The organism is Nodosilinea nodulosa PCC 7104 (assembly GCF_000309385.1).
GTDB lineage: Bacteria > Cyanobacteriota > Cyanobacteriia > Phormidesmidales > Phormidesmidaceae > Nodosilinea > Nodosilinea nodulosa.
In genome coordinates, this window is the sequence record NZ_JH976537.1 from 2,102,148 (window position 1) to 2,118,620 (window position 16,473).

Below are 16,473 nucleotides of genomic sequence, written 5' to 3' on the forward strand. Positions count from 1 at the left end.
CCGGATTTTTCGGCCTAGCCCACCCCAAAGTTCGGTATCCCCCTCCCCCGGTGGGTAGGCTCTTGTGAAACAATTTTGAGTATCAACGGGATACTACCCCCTTGCTGTTCCGCATAAAAGGCCTGCTCCCTTGAAACAAGGACTCTGGATACCTCTGAAACGCCTGCTGGTGGCCATAGCCGCTGCGGTGATGATGTTTACCGGCGCGATCGCACCCCCCGCCTATGCCCAATCGGCGGCCACAGAGGCGATCGGTAGCAGCAGCTTTGTAGCCGCCGCCGTACGCCAGGTTGGCCCGGCAGTGGTGCGCATTGACACCGAAAAAACCATCACCCGCCAGGCCCGGGATCCGCTCTACGAAGACCCCTTTTTGCGAGATTTTTTTGGCGGCGGCTTTCCCCGCCAGCCCCAGGAAGAACTGCTGCGGGGCCAGGGGTCGGGGTTTATTATCGACAATACCGGCAACATTTTGACTAACGCCCACGTGGTCAACGGGGCCGATCGCGTGGTCGTCACCCTCAAAGATGGCCGCAGCTTCGATGCCATTGTGGAGGGGGTAGACGAAGTTACCGATCTGGCCGTGGTCAAAATTGACGATGGCGAAGACGATGTTTTGCCCGTAGCTACCCTGGGCGACTCTGACCGGGTAGAGGTGGGCGATTGGGCGATCGCCGTGGGCAACCCCCTCGGCCTCGACAACACCGTCACCCTGGGCATTGTCAGCACTCTCAAGCGCACCAGCAGCTCCGTCGGCATTCCCGGCAAGCGGCTGGAGTTCATCCAGACCGATGCCGCCATCAACCCCGGCAACTCCGGCGGGCCGCTGGTCAACCAGCGGGGCGAGGTGATTGGCATCAACACCGCCATTCGGGCCGACGCTATGGGGATTGGCTTTGCCATTCCCATCAACAAGGCCAAGGAAGTCAAAGACATGCTGTCTCGCGGTGAAACCGTAGCCCACCCCTACATTGGCGTGCAAATCGCCAACCTCACCCCCGAGCAGGCCAAGCGCAACAACGCCGACATCAACTCTGGCATGTACCTGCCGGAGGTCGATGGCGTGCTGGTCATCCGCGTGCTGGAGGGAACCCCCGCCGCCGACGCGGGTCTGCGCCGGGGCGACGTGATTGTGCAGGTCGATGGCACCCCCATTCGCAGCGCCGACGGGCTGCAAATCAAGGTCGAAAACACCAAGATTGGCGACGCGCTGGAGCTAAAGATTCAGCGGGGCGATCGCCCTATGAGCGTGCGGGTCAAAACCGCCGAACTTCGCGATCAGGCCGAGTAGCAGCCTGCCCAGGCAGAACCTACCCCTCCCAGACGGGGACATTCAACATTCAACATTCTTTACCAGGAGACTTACCCCACCATGCATTCCACCGAAGACAGCGGCACCCGTAAAATTCTTTCTTGCGTTAGCCACGGCTCAATTTTCTTCAACACGCTCGTGCTTTCCATCGGCGTTCCCATTGTCATTCTGCTGGTATCCAACGATGCGGTGATTAAAGAAAGTGCCAAAGAAGCGATTAACTTTCACCTAAACATGTGGGTTTGGTGGATAATCGCTGGCATTTTGGCCTGGGTTCTAATCGGTATTCCGCTCCTGGTTGTGCTGGGCATTGTGAATTTCATCATGCCCGTCTTCGCCATCTTCAACAGTCTGACCAACCCCAACAATGTCTTTCGCTATCCGTTTATTCTGCGGGTGTTTTAGAGCACCGCTGCTGTATCTAAATAGTAGTAGGTTGGGTGGAACGAAGTGGAACCCAACATCAGTCAGCTTTGTTGGGTTCTGCTAGCACGCCACCCAACATACAACTCTGGTGCCCTAGCTCCGCCTGGACACCCTACCTCGCGGCTCTGCCGCTCATGCTGACGATGAGCATTCCCATGCTCTGCATGGGAACGAGGGACGAACGAGGGACGAGGGATAGGAACGAAGGAAAAGCCCCCAGAATTTTAAATTCTGGGGGCTTTTTGCGGTGTTGGTCTGATGCTTAGGCGGCGCGGCGGCGGGGGCGCTTGTGCTCAGACTTTTTCTTGTAGCCGACGGCCTGGGCTTCGTCGCTGTCAGGGCCAAAGTGGCCGCGTACGGCGGCTTTCATGGCCATGACGGCGTTGTGAAATTCCCACTCGGCCAGGCGGGCTTTGTCGGCGGCGGCTTTGGCTTTGGCCAACAGTTCGGTCTCTTGCTGCTGCATGGCCTGCATGGTTTGCAGGGCGGCCTGCAGAAATTCGGGCTTGGCCTCGGGGCGGGCGGCGGGGAAGCTAGGGACGGCCCCTGTGCCCTCAAACGACTCGATATCTTGCAGAATGTGGCGGCTGGGCAGGCGGCGGCTGGTATCGACAATGGCCATAGAGGCACCTCTATAAAAGAACAAAATTAATAGTTTTGACGGGTTTGCAACGGTGGGGGATTGGTTTTGGTGACGATCGACAGCAGAGTCGCACAGGCGGCTCTGGGCTAAGCGGGGCATGGCGTTGCTGTCGATAGAATTGCCCACGGAGGTTGCAATCGCGACAAATGCTTTAACGGGTTGGCAAATATGCGTCGAATGGCTTAGAACCCTGACGATGCAGGCGCAGGTCACCAATGAGATTGAACCGAGGTGCCGTGCAGCAGGACAACGCTATACAGCGGGGTCGATACGCTTTACAGCTGTGCCACTTCTTTATACAGCTGTGCCAGTAAAGCTGATCGTGGGGTCGATACGTTTGATCGCGGGGTCAATACGCTTTACAGCTGTGCCACTTCTTTATACAGCTGTGCCAGTAAAGCTGATCGCGGGGTCAATCTTTTTGATCGCGGGGTCAATATGCTTGATCGCGGGATCAATATGCTTCACAGCGGGGTCGATATGCTTCATTGGGGGGTCCATACGCTTCATTGGGAGGTGAGTAACGTTAGTTCGGGATAAGACTCTCACGGGTGACGTAGCGTGGGTCAAACGCAGTGCGACCCACAGGAACTAACAAACTCAGCTCATAGGCCCGTGGGTTTCGTCCCTCAACCCACGCTACAGCAGCCCTCGTGGTAGGAGTTTCAGCCAAATTTCTTATCCCGAACTCAGGTTGAGTAAGCTTTACCGCTTGCGATTAGACACCGGGTACCTGAGCGTGCAGGCAAATTTGGCCAACACCAGCAAGCAGGTACCCGGTACCTTGCACGAAAGGCTACTCAATCAGCACGGTTTTGGTGAGAATCGCCATCCACGTTTGGAGCTCGCCAGGTTGCCCCGGCTCGATGCGGCTGGGCGGCGCGGGGATGGGGTCGCTCCAGTCGTTGGGGTCGGCGTAGCCGAGGGCGTGGAGGATTTTGATGGTGCGATCGATGGCGGCGAGGCTGCCGTAGAGCATGTGGCGCACCCGCTCTGGGCGAGCTTGAGGGGTGCTGCGTGAAGACGGCGGAAGATGAGATGCCCCGCTGGCATCGGGTTCGAGATATTCAAACATCGGTTCTGTCTCCATTTGTAGTTGCAGTGAGCAAGCCCTGCCTGCAAGTCCCCTCCTGGGAGGGGCAGGGGTGGGTTCAACTGCGCCCAGCGACTGACATGCCGCAAGCAACATGCTCATCGCCAAGGCAGACCCACCCCGCCCTGCGGGCACCCCTCCAGTGGAGGGGAAGGGCGAGGAAGACAGAACGCGAAAACCCTAGCCACCCGCAGTTGAAATGCAAACTGAGGGGGCTAGGGTACCATGACCGTAGCCTCGCAATCTGCCTAAGAGACTTGCGGGGTCAGCTGTCGGTCGGTGTTAGCCGCACCGACCGGCAGCGCTAAAGTTTTCGAGTTCTGTGGAATTGCCGCACATTGCTGAACGGCTTAACGATAGAGAGTAGTGGTACAAAAGCTCCCTGTCAACCGTGGTGCGTAACGAAAGCGTAAAGGGAATTTGAGAAACCTCCGCTGACTTCAAGCGGGTGGTTATACTGAATTTTTCTACATAATCACCCATATTGCGATCTTAGGCCGACGATTTTCCACCTAATCACCCATATAGGGTGGTTAGGCTGACGGATTTCTACCTAATCACCTATATAGGGATCTTAGGCAGAAAGTTTCCCTCTAAAAATGAGTTAGGTGTTACAGCAGTTGTCATACAGCATTTCCCTGGCTAATGAGGTACAGCTTCAGCTCTAGAACTATTATGGGACAGACGCTTTGACGACTAAGCCGTACCTCACGAGAGCGAGAAAGGCTGTATGGATTGATTAGAATATAACTACGATCTAGATCGCTCATGCTTTAAAAATTGTTGCCCATTCGGCTTAAAAACCAGACTAACCAAAGCTATATATACAATTCCTTATGAATACAATCACCAGTAAAATTCGTCTCTACCATGCGACTCAATTAAGTGACTTTGAAACTTATCTCAAGTGCAGTGGTGTGCTATGCAGGGAAGACCTTGAGGCAGCCAACCCCGAGTTTACAAAATTCTTTTCGGATGACAAAGACAAAACTGACAATAATTGGAATAGAACATTTGGAAACTTTGCCGATTTCGGTGCTAGGTTTGCCAACTTTGATGGCAGCGTAGTTCCTAATGCTTATGGCCCCATTTGTATAGTTTTCATTCCGGGACTTGTGGAAATACTTAGTGACTTTAAAGCTACTAAAATCAGTGTAGCTACCGATGGGTATGAGCCAGATTCACACCTCATTTCATTAGATGAACTTCCAAGCCATTTTGAAGAAACACAATCTGGCGTATTTCCCACAAAGACGAGTTCAGGTATGGAATTTTCGTGCGCTAACCGGATAATTGAGTTTACGAATGTCGCATATATCATTGTTGATGCGATAGATTATAATGGTAGTTTTTTGCCAGATATAATTACGGAAAAAGTCAGTGGTGCGGGGCTGTCCATCAAGGTTATGCCTCGGAAAATGAAAAAGCCAGAAGAGAAGCAAGCTATACTATCTGCACTTTTATTATGGGCGGCAACTCTAGGCGGGAAATTGCTTGATGAGAATGAAGAACTTGAAAACAGCGTTCCAGATGAATTGAAAGGATGGTTGAAGGGCTTGAATCCAAAAGGGCGCGGCATACTTGCGTCGTGGCTTACATATATTTATTCAGGCACTTTGCGTTATTTATAAGGAGATACATCCTAATCTCTTGGATGGAAGATATTGGATTATTGATAGGTAAAAAATCAAAACTCGTTATGTTTTATTCAAGAAGAATTAACAAAGAAACTCAGAAAGTTGAGGTCTGGGAATGCGAGTGGTCAAACAAGGGCACTGGCATGGCGAAGAAGGAATTTCTACGTAGAATCGGTGAAGAAGAAGATATAGAATTTTCTCACGATTCCTATAGCGCGGCAGACGCTGTCTGTTGGGCACCAGGTAGAACAATTGGTAATATCGCGGTTAGTTCTGAAGAAGCCTTCGGTATGTTTGAGGGGAAGTCAGGCAATGATGCTGTACTCCCTTGTCAAATTATTCCTGCAGGCAAGTTTCGAAACGGAGCAAAGCGATGGTATTGCAAGACCCATCAAATACATTGGGGGGTGAAGGCTGACTATGCGGCTGCATCAGAGTCGGGAGAGGTTCTTTGCAGTAATCACCTTACAAAGATGAGCTATGTCGTTGACCCCTTAGAAATTGAGTTTAGGGATTTTGAAGAAATCGGTATTTGGTGCTCTCTTCCTCCAGCACTTTCTACCGAGAAAATTGCAAGAAGATCTCCTAAAATTCATGTTCACAAACGATTTAGCAAAGGTGAACACAAGCTTATAGACAGAGATTTTGATGCAATAGTATGCTCCTATCATGAGGATATGGGGCTCTTTGCAAATCCGGAAATCACAAAGATACAAGTTACACCTCCTGCCGCATTTGAGTTTGTCCGCTCACTCGAAGAAATGAGGGAAATGTCATGTGTAACCTGTAAAAAATGTGGCTATCCGCATTTGGATTTAGGCGATTTCGCCAGGAGTCCTCATAAAAAGCATTTCTGCGGGAACTGTGGTAACGATAGCATTTGGAGTTCTGAGCCAATCGTCTCTACTCCTTTGAAACCTTTACACGACCAGTTCAGTAATAGCAATAGCTACATCGTTCCTGACAGAGTTGTTAATCTTGATGAATATGCTGGCTTAAAGTTTGAATTGTGGGCATCTACGCCAGCCGTCCTGTGGACAGCTAGCCGTCCTCAAGAAAAAGGAATTCATGTCCATGTTTACGACAAGGGTCGACGAGTTGTTGACGATACCTTTGGAACTGTAATTCTTCACGGTCAGGAGCTTCAACGAGATCAGATGTGGGAAAATATGGTTCAAAATACGCTGTACTGATGTCACCTAACAACCCTGGTGCAGCGGATTGGTTAAAGTTATTTTGATAAAATGCAAAGATCTCGACAACCGCTGACCAGGAACGTTATACCGCAAGTTCTCGGTAGGGACAGTAACCCCAAGGCTATCTGTTGATGTTCAGCCTCAAGTATCCTTAGAGATTGGTAGAGAAGCCAATTCTCTAGTTCAAAAACTTTACCCAATATCCATGGGCTTACTTTGAGATGCCAGAAATCACCTACAAAACTGATTTAGATAATGTTGATTGGGTAGAAATGAAAACAACATTACGCCAAGATGCATTTGACAATGGGCGCAGTCCAGAACAGCTTAAAATTTCGTTTAAAAATAGCTATGCTGCCTGTGTTGCCTATGCCAATAATCAAATTGTTGGCACAGCTCGCGTTTTGTCTGATGGTGTTTGCAATGCTTATCTTGTTGATGTTTGGACACTTAGCGCATATCGTCGTCAGGGCATTGCAACAACAATGATACAAAAGCTATTGCATCGGTTAAAAGGGCAACACGTCTATTTATTTACAGATGATGTTCCCGAACTCTACGCGAAACTTGGTTTTGTAGATCAACCTATTGGTATGGGGCAAGTCGTTGGAACATGGTTGGTCGATGAATAATAAAATCAGTGCGATCGCAGATCTCCTGTAGATTGGGTTGACGAAAGAAACCCAACAATCCCTGCACGATTTATCTCCAACCCACTGTCTCTAAAGCTATTTTGGCACAGCCAGCAAGTCTGCATTCAGCCGCTACGGCAGTCTCGATAGAGTGAACTAGACCAGCTGTCGATCGATCCAGTCCAGCGCTCGGTTCCACGCCCACCAGGGGTCCCTATCCCCGGCCTGGCGCTGTCCGGCGCTGCTGCTGTAGTAGCCCACGTGGCCACCATGGTCGGTGAGCACCAGGTCGAGATTGGGGTTGGCAGCGCCGATTTTTTGCAGGTCAGGAATAATCTCCGGGCTAAACATCGGGTCGTCAGCCGCGTAAAGCACCAGCGTAGGGGTGGTTAGTTCCGCCATAAACGGCAGGGGGCTGCTGGCGTCGTAGTAGGCTTCCACCGAGGCAAACCCCAGCCGCTCAATCACCAGCTCGTGATCAAAGGCCCAAATGCTGTTGGCCCGCGCGATCGCGGCAGGGTCAAAGTGTTCGGGGTGAAAGCGGTGCAGGCGCTGGGCCAGGCGTTTGAGTTCCTGGGCGATAGACCGCTCCAGGTATTTACCGAGCGGGTCTGAGGTCAGGTATCGCAGCGATCGATTGGAGTCGAGGCTTGGGCACACCACCACCACCCCGCCAATGTCGTCTGGCAGAAGGCCGCTGTCGGGGGGCAAGTTCATCGCGGCTTTCGCTCCCCACAGGGCCAGCTGCCCGCTGAGGGAATAGCCAACGAACCAAAACGGCGGCGCACAGCCCAGCGCCTTGGCCTGCGCGGCCAGGGCAATGTAGTCTTCCCCTTCGTAGATACCGTCGGAGGTCAGGGTAGGGGAAAGTTCTGCCGTTTTGCCGTGGGCCCGCCAGTCAAACATCACCAGGCCGTAGCCCCGCTGGTAGGCCTTGCGGCCTAGAATCTCTAGCTGCCACTGGTCGTCCAGGCTGCCGGTAATGCCGTAGGTGGCGACGATGGTGCCCCGGGGCTGCTTTGGCACCGCCCAGCGCCCAAAAATAGGTACATTCCCGTGGCCCACAAAGATCTGGTCTTGGTAGGCTACAGGCAATACATCAATGCTCTGGGGCCAGGTTTGGTTGGCCACCAGAGCCGTGTAGAGGGTCATGGCCAGACCATTCTGGAGAAACCAGGGCGGCGTAAAGGTGGGCATAGGATCGTAGTAATACTGCCTTCAGCATTCCAGAGAACCCCGCTGAGCACCATCCCCCCGCCAGCGGAAAATCGGCGGCGGCAGGAATTTAACCATGCAGGGACAGCGTAAATGACAGGCCTCAGGGTTCAGGGCGACAGGGTGCGGGTCGGCATTGTGGGGACGGGGTTTGTGGCCCGGCGGCGGGCCGATGCTCTGCAGGGGATGGCATCAGCTCGGATTGTCGCGATCGCCGGACATATCCCCGCCGAAACCGTCGCCTTCGCCGAGCAATACAACGCCGTCGCCCTAGACCACTGGCAAGACCTGGTCAGCCATGCCGACCTGGATCTGATTGTGGTGTGCCACATCAACCGCGACCACAGCACCGTGGTCGCGGCGGCCCTGGAGGCCAACCGCCATGTTGTAGTTGAGTATCCCCTGGCGCTCAGCGCGGAAGAAGCTCGGCCCTTGCTGACTCTGGCTAAAGCGAAAGATCGCCTGCTGCACGTCGAGCACATCGAGTTGCTGGGGGGCACCCACCGCGCCCTCAAGGCCAATCTGGCCGCTGTAGGACAGCCCATCTATGCTCGCTACTGCACCCTTGCCCCCAAGCGCCCCGCCCCCAGGTCGTGGACCTACTGCCCCGATCTGTTTGGGTTTCCGCTGGTGGGGGCGCTGTCTCGTCTGCACCGGCTGATCGACTGCTTTGGCCCAGTGGCCCGGGTCTACTGCCAAAACCACTACAGCGAATTGGTTGCTGGCCCAGAGGGCATGACCTGCTACACCACCTGCCTCTGCACCGCCCAGCTCACCTTTGCCTCGGGGCTGATGGCTGAGGTGGTCTACGGCAAAGGCGAGGCGCTGTGGGAGGCCGCTCGGCGGCTGGAGGTCTCAGGCAGCGCAGGCTCTCTCTGCTTTGAGGGCGATCGCGGCACCCTCACCACCGCTCAAGGCGGTCGTTCCCTAGCCGTAGGGTCTCGTCGGGGCCTGTTTGCCGCAGATATGGCTCAGGTGATCGAGCATTTACTGACCGGACGGGCGCTGTACTGCACCCCCGATGCCAGCCTGTCTACGCTTCAGGTGGCCGCCGCCGCCCAGCGATCGGCGGCCACAGGCCAGGTAGTAGCGCTGTCAGCCTCTGGGCCTGTACCGTTGTAGAGCATGGCCAACAGTATTGATCTCCCCCAACTGTGTACCCTCCGAGTTAACAGCCTGCGTTGACGGCAGGGCTAGGGATGAATCAGATCATTTGGTAGCGTTGATGACGGCGGGGCATTCATACCCCTTGGAATCATAGGTCAGCGAACGGGAGTAACAACTATATGACCGCATGTGAGTACAGACCCGGTTTAGAAGGTGTACCGGCCACCCAATCGAGCGTCAGCTTTGTGGATGGCAAGGCCGGGATTCTGGAGTATCGCGGTATTCCCATCGAAGAGCTGGCCCAGCGCGGCACGTTTTTGGAGACAGCCTACCTGCTAATTTGGGGCGGATTGCCCTCCAAGCCCGAGCTAGAAGCCTTCGAGTACGAAATTCGCTACCATCGTCGCCTTAAGTACCGCATCCGCGACATGATGAAGTGCTTTCCCGAGAGCGGCCACCCGATGGACGCACTGCAAGCCTGCGCCGCAGCCCTTGGGCTCTTTTACTCCCGTCGGGCCCTGGATAACCCAATCTACATTCAGCAGGCGGTGGTGCGCCTACTGGCCAAAATTCCCACCATGGTGGCGGCCTTTCAGCTCATGCGCAAGGGCAATGACCCGGTGCAGCCCCGCGACGATCTCGACTATGCCGCCAACTTTCTCTACATGCTCAACGAGCGCGAGCCAGACCCCCTGGCCGCGCGCATTTTCGATATCTGCCTCACCCTCCACGCCGAGCACACCATCAACGCCTCGACCTTTTCGGCCATGGTGACCGCCTCTACCCTAACCGACCCCTACGCTGTGGTGGCTTCGGCGGTGGGCACCCTGGCGGGGCCGCTTCACGGCGGGGCCAACGAGGAAGTCATCGACATGCTGGAGCAGATCGGCTCGGTGGAAAATGTGCGCCCCTACGTGGAGCGCTGTATCGCCGAAAAGTCTAAAATTATGGGCTTTGGCCACCGGGTCTACAAAGTCAAAGACCCCCGCGCCACCATTTTGCAAGGCCTGGCCGAGCAGCTGTTTGCCAAGTTTGGCCAGGACGAGTACTACGCCATTGCCCTGGAGATGGAGCAGGCGGTGTCTGAAAAGCTCGGCACCAAGGGCATTTATCCCAACGTCGACTTTTACTCGGGGCTGGTCTACAGAAAGCTGGGCATTCCCACCGATCTGTTTACGCCAATCTTTGCGATCGCGCGGGTGGCTGGCTGGCTGGCCCACTGGAAGGAGCAGCTGGGCGAAAACCGGATCTTTAGGCCGACTCAGATCTACACTGGTCCCCACAGCCAGACCTATATTGACCTCGCCAACCGCCCTCAAATCTGGGATAAGCAAGGATTTTCTGTCTCTCTGCCTTCCTAGGGTACCGACTGATGGGTCAGACCCCCCTGGGCACTCTTTCCCTAAGCGCAGATTATTGATTCAGTGACGATTTTCAGGAACTCCTGCCCCTCTGGCGCTTGCGTCGGGGGGCTTTTGTTTGAGCAATTTTTGACCTGCCTCCATGGGTAACCCTAGAGATACTCTGGGGGGCAATCTGGTCACCCATGGTCCCAAATCTCTCCAGCCCTCAGTATTCCCAATACCATGGCCCAAGAATTCCTATGAATCGTCGGCCCCAGCCCCGGTGGATCGGGGAAGATGACGGTAGAATCTAAAAAACCGTTTTTTCCTCGTTAGAGTCAAACGTACCCGCTGCTAAGGACTGGCCCATGAATCAAGGAATTGACCTACAGGGTAGCTTCGTCAACGCCCTAGTTGACCTGGGGGTGCCCGCAGGAGCCGCCAAAGCCCTGTGGCTGCCCCTGCCAATGGTGGTAATCCTGGTTGGGGCCACGGTGAGCATTTTTGTCACGGTTTGGCTAGAGCGCAAAATTTCCGCCGCCGCCCAGCAGCGCATTGGCCCCGAGTTTGCCGGTCCGCTAGGCAGCCTTCAGGCCGCCGCCGACGGCATCAAGCTTATTTTCAAAGAAGACATTACCCCCGCTAAGGCCGACCCGCTGCTGTTTACGCTGGGGCCTGCGATCGTAGTGATTCCAGTTTTTCTGTCCTACCTGATTGTGCCCTTTGGCCAAAACCTGGTCATTACCGACATTGGCGTCGGCATTTTTCTGTGGATCGCCCTCTCCAGCATCGCCCCGATTGGCCTGCTGATGTCGGGCTATTCCTCCAACAATAAGTACTCCCTGCTGGGGGGGCTGCGGGCGGCGGCCCAGTCGATCAGCTATGAAATTCCCATGGCCCTGGCGGTGCTGGCGGTAGTGCTCATGTCCAACAGCCTGAGCACCATAGACATCGTCAATCAGCAGTCGGGCTACGGCATCCTGGGCTGGAATATCTGGCGGCAGCCCGCCGGGTTCCTGATTTTCTGGATTGCGGCCCTGGCCGAGTGTGAGCGTCTGCCCTTTGACCTGCCCGAGGCCGAGGAAGAACTGGTGGCGGGCTACCAGACCGAATATACCGGCATGAAGTTTGGTCTGTTCTACGTGGGTTCCTACGTCAACCTGGTACTTTCGGCGCTTATCGTCTCCATCCTCTACCTGGGCGGCTGGGAATTTCCTGTTTCGGTCAGCTGGCTGGCCAGCCTGATCGGGGTGAGCGAAACCACCCCCTGGCTTCAGGTCATCACCGCTTCAGTGGGCATCATGATGACCCTGTTTAAGGCCTACGCCCTGGTCTTTATTGCGGTGCTAATCCGGTGGACCATGCCCCGTATTCGCATTGACCAGCTGCTCGACTTTGGCTGGAAGTTTTTGCTGCCGGTATCGCTGGTCAACCTGCTGCTGACCGCCGCCCTCAAGCTCACCTTCCCCGTTGCCTTTGGTGGCTAGCTGAGGGATGCTGCCCTACCCTTTAGGTAGTCAGTTTTCTCGGTTGGGCTATGAGCGCTGCGCTGGGCGACGACATCCCCCAATACCCCCTAAAACTCTGGAGGCTTCCCCCTATGCTGGGTTTTCTAAAACAGGTCGGCGACTATGCCAAAGAAAGCTTACAGGCGGCCAAATATATTGGCCAGGGGCTGTCTGTAACCTTTGACCACATGAGTCGCCGCCCGGTCACAGTTCAGTACCCCTACGAAAAGCTGATTCCGTCGGAGCGCTACCGGGGGCGTATTCACTTTGAGTTTGACAAGTGCATCGCCTGTGAAGTGTGCGTGCGGGTATGCCCGATCAACCTACCCGTAGTGGATTGGGAGTTCGATAAAGCCACGAAGAAAAAAGATCTCAAGCACTACAGCATTGACTTTGGCGTTTGTATTTTTTGCGGCAACTGCGTAGAGTATTGCCCCACTAACTGCCTCTCCATGACCGAGGAGTATGAGCTGGCCGCCTACGATCGCCACGAACTAAACTACGACAACGTAGCCCTGGGACGGCTGCCCTACAAGGTCACTGAAGATCCTATGGTCACGCCTTTGCGCGAACTGGCCTACCTGCCGAAGGGCGTAATGGATCCCCATGACTTGCCGGCCAATGTCCGGCGAGCCGGGCAGATGCCCCAGGAAATTTTAGAGGCGGCCCAGGCAGAGTCCAAGCCCGAGGCTGAGAGTTAGCACGGGTCAGGGTTCCGTGGTAAATTCACCTAGGCTGCCGCCGTTGTGAACGCTCGATCTATCACCAGGAGTTTAGAACTGTGACGCTAGCGGAAGGGGTACAACTCGTTACCTTTGGCCTACTGACTGCGATGACCCTAGGCGGTGCCCTGGGAGTCGTGCTGTTAGATAACATCGTGTACTCGGCGTTCCTGCTTGGGGGCGTCTTCACCAGCATGTCGGGCCTGTATATTTTGCTCAACGCGGGCTTTGTGGCTGCGGCCCAGGTGCTGGTCTACGTGGGTGCAGTCAGCGTGCTGATCCTGTTTGGGATCATGCTGGTTAATAAAGAGCAAGCCTATGTGCCGATGAAGCGGGCCTGGCTGGGCAAAACCGCTACCGGGGGCGTCTGCGTAGGGCTGTTTGCCTTGCTCACGGCCTCAACTCTAAACACGCCCTGGGCTATTTCCAGCCAGGTGCCCACGGGAGATATGGCCACCGTAACCATTGGCATCCACTTTTTTACCGACTATCTGCTGCCCTTTGAGCTGGCCTCGGTGCTGCTGTTGATAGCGCTGATTGGGGCGATCGTACTGGCCCGCCGGGAGTTTATTCCCGATGTCGCGCCAGGGGAGCCAGCTTCTGAGGCGCTACAGCTGCCAGAGCGGCCTCGGGAGCTGGTATCGTCGGTATCGGGCTCTGAGGCAGACAGCTAGTCTAGGGTGCGGCCCAAGCCCTGGTCGGCTGGGGCTACAGACTGCCAAAATTTGATTGTTGCTGGGTAATTTAGGACGGATTTTTTGTCAGCTATGCAACTTGAGTATTTTTTGCTGACCGCCGCTGCTCTCTTCTGCATTGGTATTTACGGCCTGGTAAACAGCCGCAACGTCATTCGAGTGCTGATGTCCATTGAGCTAATGCTGAATGCGGTCAACCTGAATTTGATGGCGTTCTCCAACTATCTCGATCCGGTGGGCATCAATGGCCAGGTGTTTGCGGTTTTTGTGATTAGCATCGCGGCGGCAGAGGCGGCAGTAGGCCTCGCTATTGTGCTGTCCATCTACCGCAATCGCGATACGGTGGATATGGAGCAGTTTAATCTGCTGAAGTGGTAGATCTAAGCCACTGACGTTGAGGTATCAACCCACGGCCTCTTGTTGTGCAACTTGAGCAAGTCATTATTGTCCATAAAGCCGGCAACCGGCTGAGTCAGCAGTGGGCGGAGAAATGTGCCCATCAGCTTGAGGCCCTTGGTAGCAAGGTACTGCGCGGTCCTAGCGGACCGAAGGACAACCCCTACCCGGTTTTTTTGGCCTCTGTCAGCCAGCCCATCAACCTGGCGATCGTGTTTGGTGGCGACGGCACGGCCCTGACGGCGGCGCGCAATTTGGCCTCCGAGAATATTCCTATTTTGGCGGTCAACATTGGCGGCCACCTGGGGTTTTTGACCGAAAGCTCTGAGGAGATGGATGACACTGAGGCTGTGTGGGAGCGGCTGCTGAGCGATCGCTTTGCGGTGCAGCAGCGCATGATGCTGCAAGCCCGTATCTACGAGGGCCATCGCACCAATCTAGATCCCCTGAGCGAGATCTACCTGGCCCTCAACGAAATGTCCATTAAACCGGCGTCCCCCGATCGCATGATCACCTCTATTCTCGAAATGGAGATCGACGGTGAGGTGGTAGATCAGTACCAGGGGGACGGTTTATTGATCAGCACCCCCACCGGATCGACGGGCTACACCGTAGCGGCGGGGGGGCCAATTATTCACCCCGGCATGGATGCCATCGTGGTGACGCCCATTTGCCCGCTCAGCCTGTCGAGCCGCCCCATTGTGCTGCCGCCCGGTTCGGTGGTGAGCGTCTGGCCCCTGGCCGATCCCGATCTCACCACCAAGCTGTGGACCGATGGGGTATTGGGGACCGCGATTTGGCCAGGGCAGCGGGTAGACGTGCGCAGCGCCGAGGCCATGGCCCAGTTCATCATTCTGCGCCAGGACCATTCCTACTACGGCACCCTGCGCAACAAGCTCAACTGGGCCGGTACCCGCATTAACTACATGAATAATCACAGGAACTAGTAATCAGTGGCGGAAGTTTAGGGACTATTTTTGGAGAGCTAGGGAGCAGGGGAGCTGGGGAGCCAAGCGAGCTGGCATAATCGGCATAGTTCAGCCTTCGAGCACTAGGGGCTGTCATTAACTAGTTGCTGATCACCCAAGCATCAGCGGTTACAGCCCCTAGCCTGTTTTTTGGGTCGGGCGTGGCAATGCTAGTGGAATCAGGACTTTAGCCAGAATTGATGGCACGCCCTAGGAGCTGTGGCGATCGCGCTGAATGTCGTAAATGGCCTTCTCCCAGCACCACTGTTCACTGTGGTTGGGGTTGCGCAACTGCACCTGCTCTACCAGCCGCTCGGCCACGGCCCGGTTGCCCCCCACCAGGCGCACCAGCTCTCGCTGGGTATGGCCGCGCACCGATCGCCGGGCGGTGGCCGTTTCAGGCTCCGGGGTGTTGAGGCGATAGCCGCCGGGGCGGCGACCGGACTGACGGCGTTTGAGCCAGAAAAAAAGAGCGGCGAGCAGTAAAATCGCTAGCAGTAGAGATAAGTCCATATTTGAGCGGAGGAATCACGAAATTTGGTCAAAAATGCCTGGCTTAGACTGCTGCGATCGCAATGGTTGCCCTGGCTTAGCCGATTGTCTGGGCCGACAATGACCCAAGCGAAGATGCAGACTGACCGAGAACCAGAAGCATTAGCTGGTGCGGCTTAGATAGTTCTAACCCACAGTCTTATTCCAGGATAGTCAAGCTGAGGCATCGGCGTTGGCGGGTTTTCATCCCCAGGTGTAGCAGTGGAGGAGACGTTTGCCCGTGACCCAGGCTTGGCTTGCGGAGGCGCGATCGCCCCATAGCCGACCCCAGCCACCGGCCAATCCCTTAATACCCTGTGACCCATGGGATTAAGCTCCCAGGTTTTGCTAGGCTTACTTATATATTTGTCTGGCCTAACCGGGATTTTGCTGAGGCAGCACCACCGGGCTTAGGTAATCGTTACGTCCCTCATTTGCGCGTCGCCAACCATGCCAAGAACCCAACGCAACGACAACTTCATCGACAAATCCTTCACCGTCATGGCCGACATGATCCTCAAAATGATGCCCGCCAAAAAGAGCGAGAAGGAGGCCTTTGCCTACTATCGCGACGGCATGTCGGCCCAGGCCGATGGGGAATACGCCGAGGCGATGGAAAACTACCGCGAAGCCCTGACGCTCGAAGAAGAACCCTACGACAAGAGCTTCATTCTCTACAACATGGGCCTCATCCACGCCAGCAACGGCGAGCACGACATTGCCCTGGAGAAGTACCACGAAGCGCTAGACCTCAATCCTCGCCTGTGTCAGGCCCTCAACAACATCGCGGTGATCTACCACTACAAAGGCGAGCAGGCCGAGGCCAGCGGTGACACCGACGCCGCCGAAAACTTCTTTGACGAAGCGGCCCGCTACTGGCTAGAGGCCATTACCATTGCCCCCAACAACTACATCGAAGCCCAAAACTGGATGAAAAATACAGGCCGCATGAAGAACGACATCTTCTTCTAACCCGTAGGGCACTGCCCCCTACCGGCCCGCCGCTGGGGCGGTTAAACGTTTGCCTTAGCCTGCTGACGGTGCATTGGATG

Annotated in this window: 17 protein-coding genes; 13 read left to right on the forward strand and 4 right to left on the reverse strand. The window is 55.2% G+C overall.

Annotated elements, in window-relative coordinates; all coding sequences use genetic code 11:
- Positions 1-190 precede the first annotated feature (190 nt).
- Both LEPTO7104_RS0109560 and LEPTO7104_RS0109565 read left to right on the forward strand, forming a co-directional pair.
- Positions 191-1,288, forward strand: coding sequence for an HhoA/HhoB/HtrA family serine endopeptidase (locus tag LEPTO7104_RS0109560; protein ID WP_017298350.1), 1,098 nt, complete (start codon positions 191-193; stop codon positions 1,286-1,288).
- Positions 1,289-1,369: 81 nt separating this feature from the next.
- On the forward strand, positions 1,370-1,714 hold the full coding sequence (locus LEPTO7104_RS0109565; RefSeq protein ID WP_017298351.1) for a DUF4870 domain-containing protein: 345 nt from the start codon (positions 1,370-1,372) through the stop codon (positions 1,712-1,714).
- A 283-nt stretch (positions 1,715-1,997) separates the two neighbouring features.
- Here the strand turns inward: LEPTO7104_RS0109565 and LEPTO7104_RS0109570 are convergent, their stop codons facing one another.
- On the reverse strand, positions 1,998-2,504 hold the full coding sequence (locus tag LEPTO7104_RS0109570) for a hypothetical protein (protein WP_264308068.1): 507 nt from the start codon (positions 2,502-2,504) through the stop codon (positions 1,998-2,000).
- A gap of 670 nt (positions 2,505-3,174) precedes the next feature.
- Positions 3,175-3,453 carry a hypothetical protein gene (locus LEPTO7104_RS0109580; RefSeq protein ID WP_026072533.1) on the reverse strand — a complete coding sequence of 93 codons (279 nt, stop codon included), beginning with the start codon at positions 3,451-3,453 and terminating at the stop codon, positions 3,175-3,177.
- Positions 3,454-4,307: 854 nt separating this feature from the next.
- On the opposite strand from LEPTO7104_RS0109580, the gene LEPTO7104_RS0109585 reads away from it, so the two are divergent.
- The 3 genes from LEPTO7104_RS0109585 (at position 4,308) to LEPTO7104_RS38105 (ending at position 6,936) form a co-directional block, all read left to right on the forward strand.
- Positions 4,308-5,102, forward strand: a complete 795-nt coding sequence (locus LEPTO7104_RS0109585; protein WP_017298355.1) for a hypothetical protein — start codon at positions 4,308-4,310, stop codon at positions 5,100-5,102.
- Between the two features lie 23 nt (positions 5,103-5,125).
- A complete protein-coding gene (locus tag LEPTO7104_RS0109590) occupies positions 5,126-6,301 on the forward strand; it encodes a hypothetical protein (protein ID WP_017298356.1) in 1,176 nt (391 codons plus the stop codon).
- A gap of 224 nt (positions 6,302-6,525) precedes the next feature.
- Positions 6,526-6,936, forward strand: a complete 411-nt coding sequence (locus tag LEPTO7104_RS38105; RefSeq protein WP_071527205.1) for a GNAT family N-acetyltransferase — start codon at positions 6,526-6,528, stop codon at positions 6,934-6,936.
- Between the two features lie 156 nt (positions 6,937-7,092).
- Here the strand turns inward: LEPTO7104_RS38105 and LEPTO7104_RS0109600 are convergent, their stop codons facing one another.
- Positions 7,093-8,133 (reverse strand): YheT family hydrolase, encoded by a 1,041-nt coding sequence (locus tag LEPTO7104_RS0109600; RefSeq protein WP_017298358.1) that lies wholly within the window; start codon positions 8,131-8,133, stop codon positions 7,093-7,095.
- A 111-nt stretch (positions 8,134-8,244) separates the two neighbouring features.
- Between LEPTO7104_RS0109600 and LEPTO7104_RS0109605 the strand changes: the two genes are divergently transcribed.
- From LEPTO7104_RS0109605 to LEPTO7104_RS0109635, 7 genes are all read left to right on the forward strand, one after another.
- On the forward strand, positions 8,245-9,273 hold the full coding sequence (locus tag LEPTO7104_RS0109605) for a Gfo/Idh/MocA family protein (protein WP_017298359.1): 1,029 nt from the start codon (positions 8,245-8,247) through the stop codon (positions 9,271-9,273).
- A 164-nt stretch (positions 9,274-9,437) separates the two neighbouring features.
- Positions 9,438-10,619 (forward strand): citrate synthase, encoded by a 1,182-nt coding sequence (locus LEPTO7104_RS0109610; protein WP_026072535.1) that lies wholly within the window; start codon positions 9,438-9,440, stop codon positions 10,617-10,619.
- Between the two features lie 350 nt (positions 10,620-10,969).
- On the forward strand, positions 10,970-12,088 hold the full coding sequence (gene nuoH, locus LEPTO7104_RS0109615; RefSeq protein WP_017298361.1) for an NADH-quinone oxidoreductase subunit NuoH: 1,119 nt from the start codon (positions 10,970-10,972) through the stop codon (positions 12,086-12,088).
- A gap of 116 nt (positions 12,089-12,204) precedes the next feature.
- Positions 12,205-12,810, forward strand: coding sequence for an NAD(P)H-quinone oxidoreductase subunit I (gene ndhI / locus LEPTO7104_RS0109620; protein WP_196358173.1), 606 nt, complete (start codon positions 12,205-12,207; stop codon positions 12,808-12,810).
- 80 nt (positions 12,811-12,890) lie between these two features.
- A complete protein-coding gene (locus LEPTO7104_RS0109625; protein WP_026072536.1) occupies positions 12,891-13,505 on the forward strand; it encodes an NADH-quinone oxidoreductase subunit J in 615 nt (204 codons plus the stop codon).
- A gap of 93 nt (positions 13,506-13,598) precedes the next feature.
- Positions 13,599-13,904 (forward strand): NADH-quinone oxidoreductase subunit NuoK, encoded by a 306-nt coding sequence (nuoK, locus tag LEPTO7104_RS0109630; RefSeq protein ID WP_017298364.1) that lies wholly within the window; start codon positions 13,599-13,601, stop codon positions 13,902-13,904.
- Positions 13,905-13,948: 44 nt separating this feature from the next.
- On the forward strand, positions 13,949-14,869 hold the full coding sequence (locus LEPTO7104_RS0109635; RefSeq protein WP_017298365.1) for an NAD(+) kinase: 921 nt from the start codon (positions 13,949-13,951) through the stop codon (positions 14,867-14,869).
- Positions 14,870-15,100: 231 nt separating this feature from the next.
- Here LEPTO7104_RS0109635 and LEPTO7104_RS0109640 read toward each other — a convergent pair whose 3' ends face one another.
- Positions 15,101-15,403, reverse strand: a complete 303-nt coding sequence (locus tag LEPTO7104_RS0109640; RefSeq protein ID WP_017298366.1) for a hypothetical protein — start codon at positions 15,401-15,403, stop codon at positions 15,101-15,103.
- A 468-nt stretch (positions 15,404-15,871) separates the two neighbouring features.
- Between LEPTO7104_RS0109640 and LEPTO7104_RS0109645 the strand changes: the two genes are divergently transcribed.
- The gene (locus tag LEPTO7104_RS0109645) at positions 15,872-16,393 is read left to right on the forward strand and encodes a photosystem I assembly protein Ycf3 (RefSeq protein WP_017298367.1); all 522 of its coding nucleotides are present in this window, start codon (positions 15,872-15,874) and stop codon (positions 16,391-16,393) included.
- Positions 16,394-16,473: the final 80 nt, after the last annotated feature.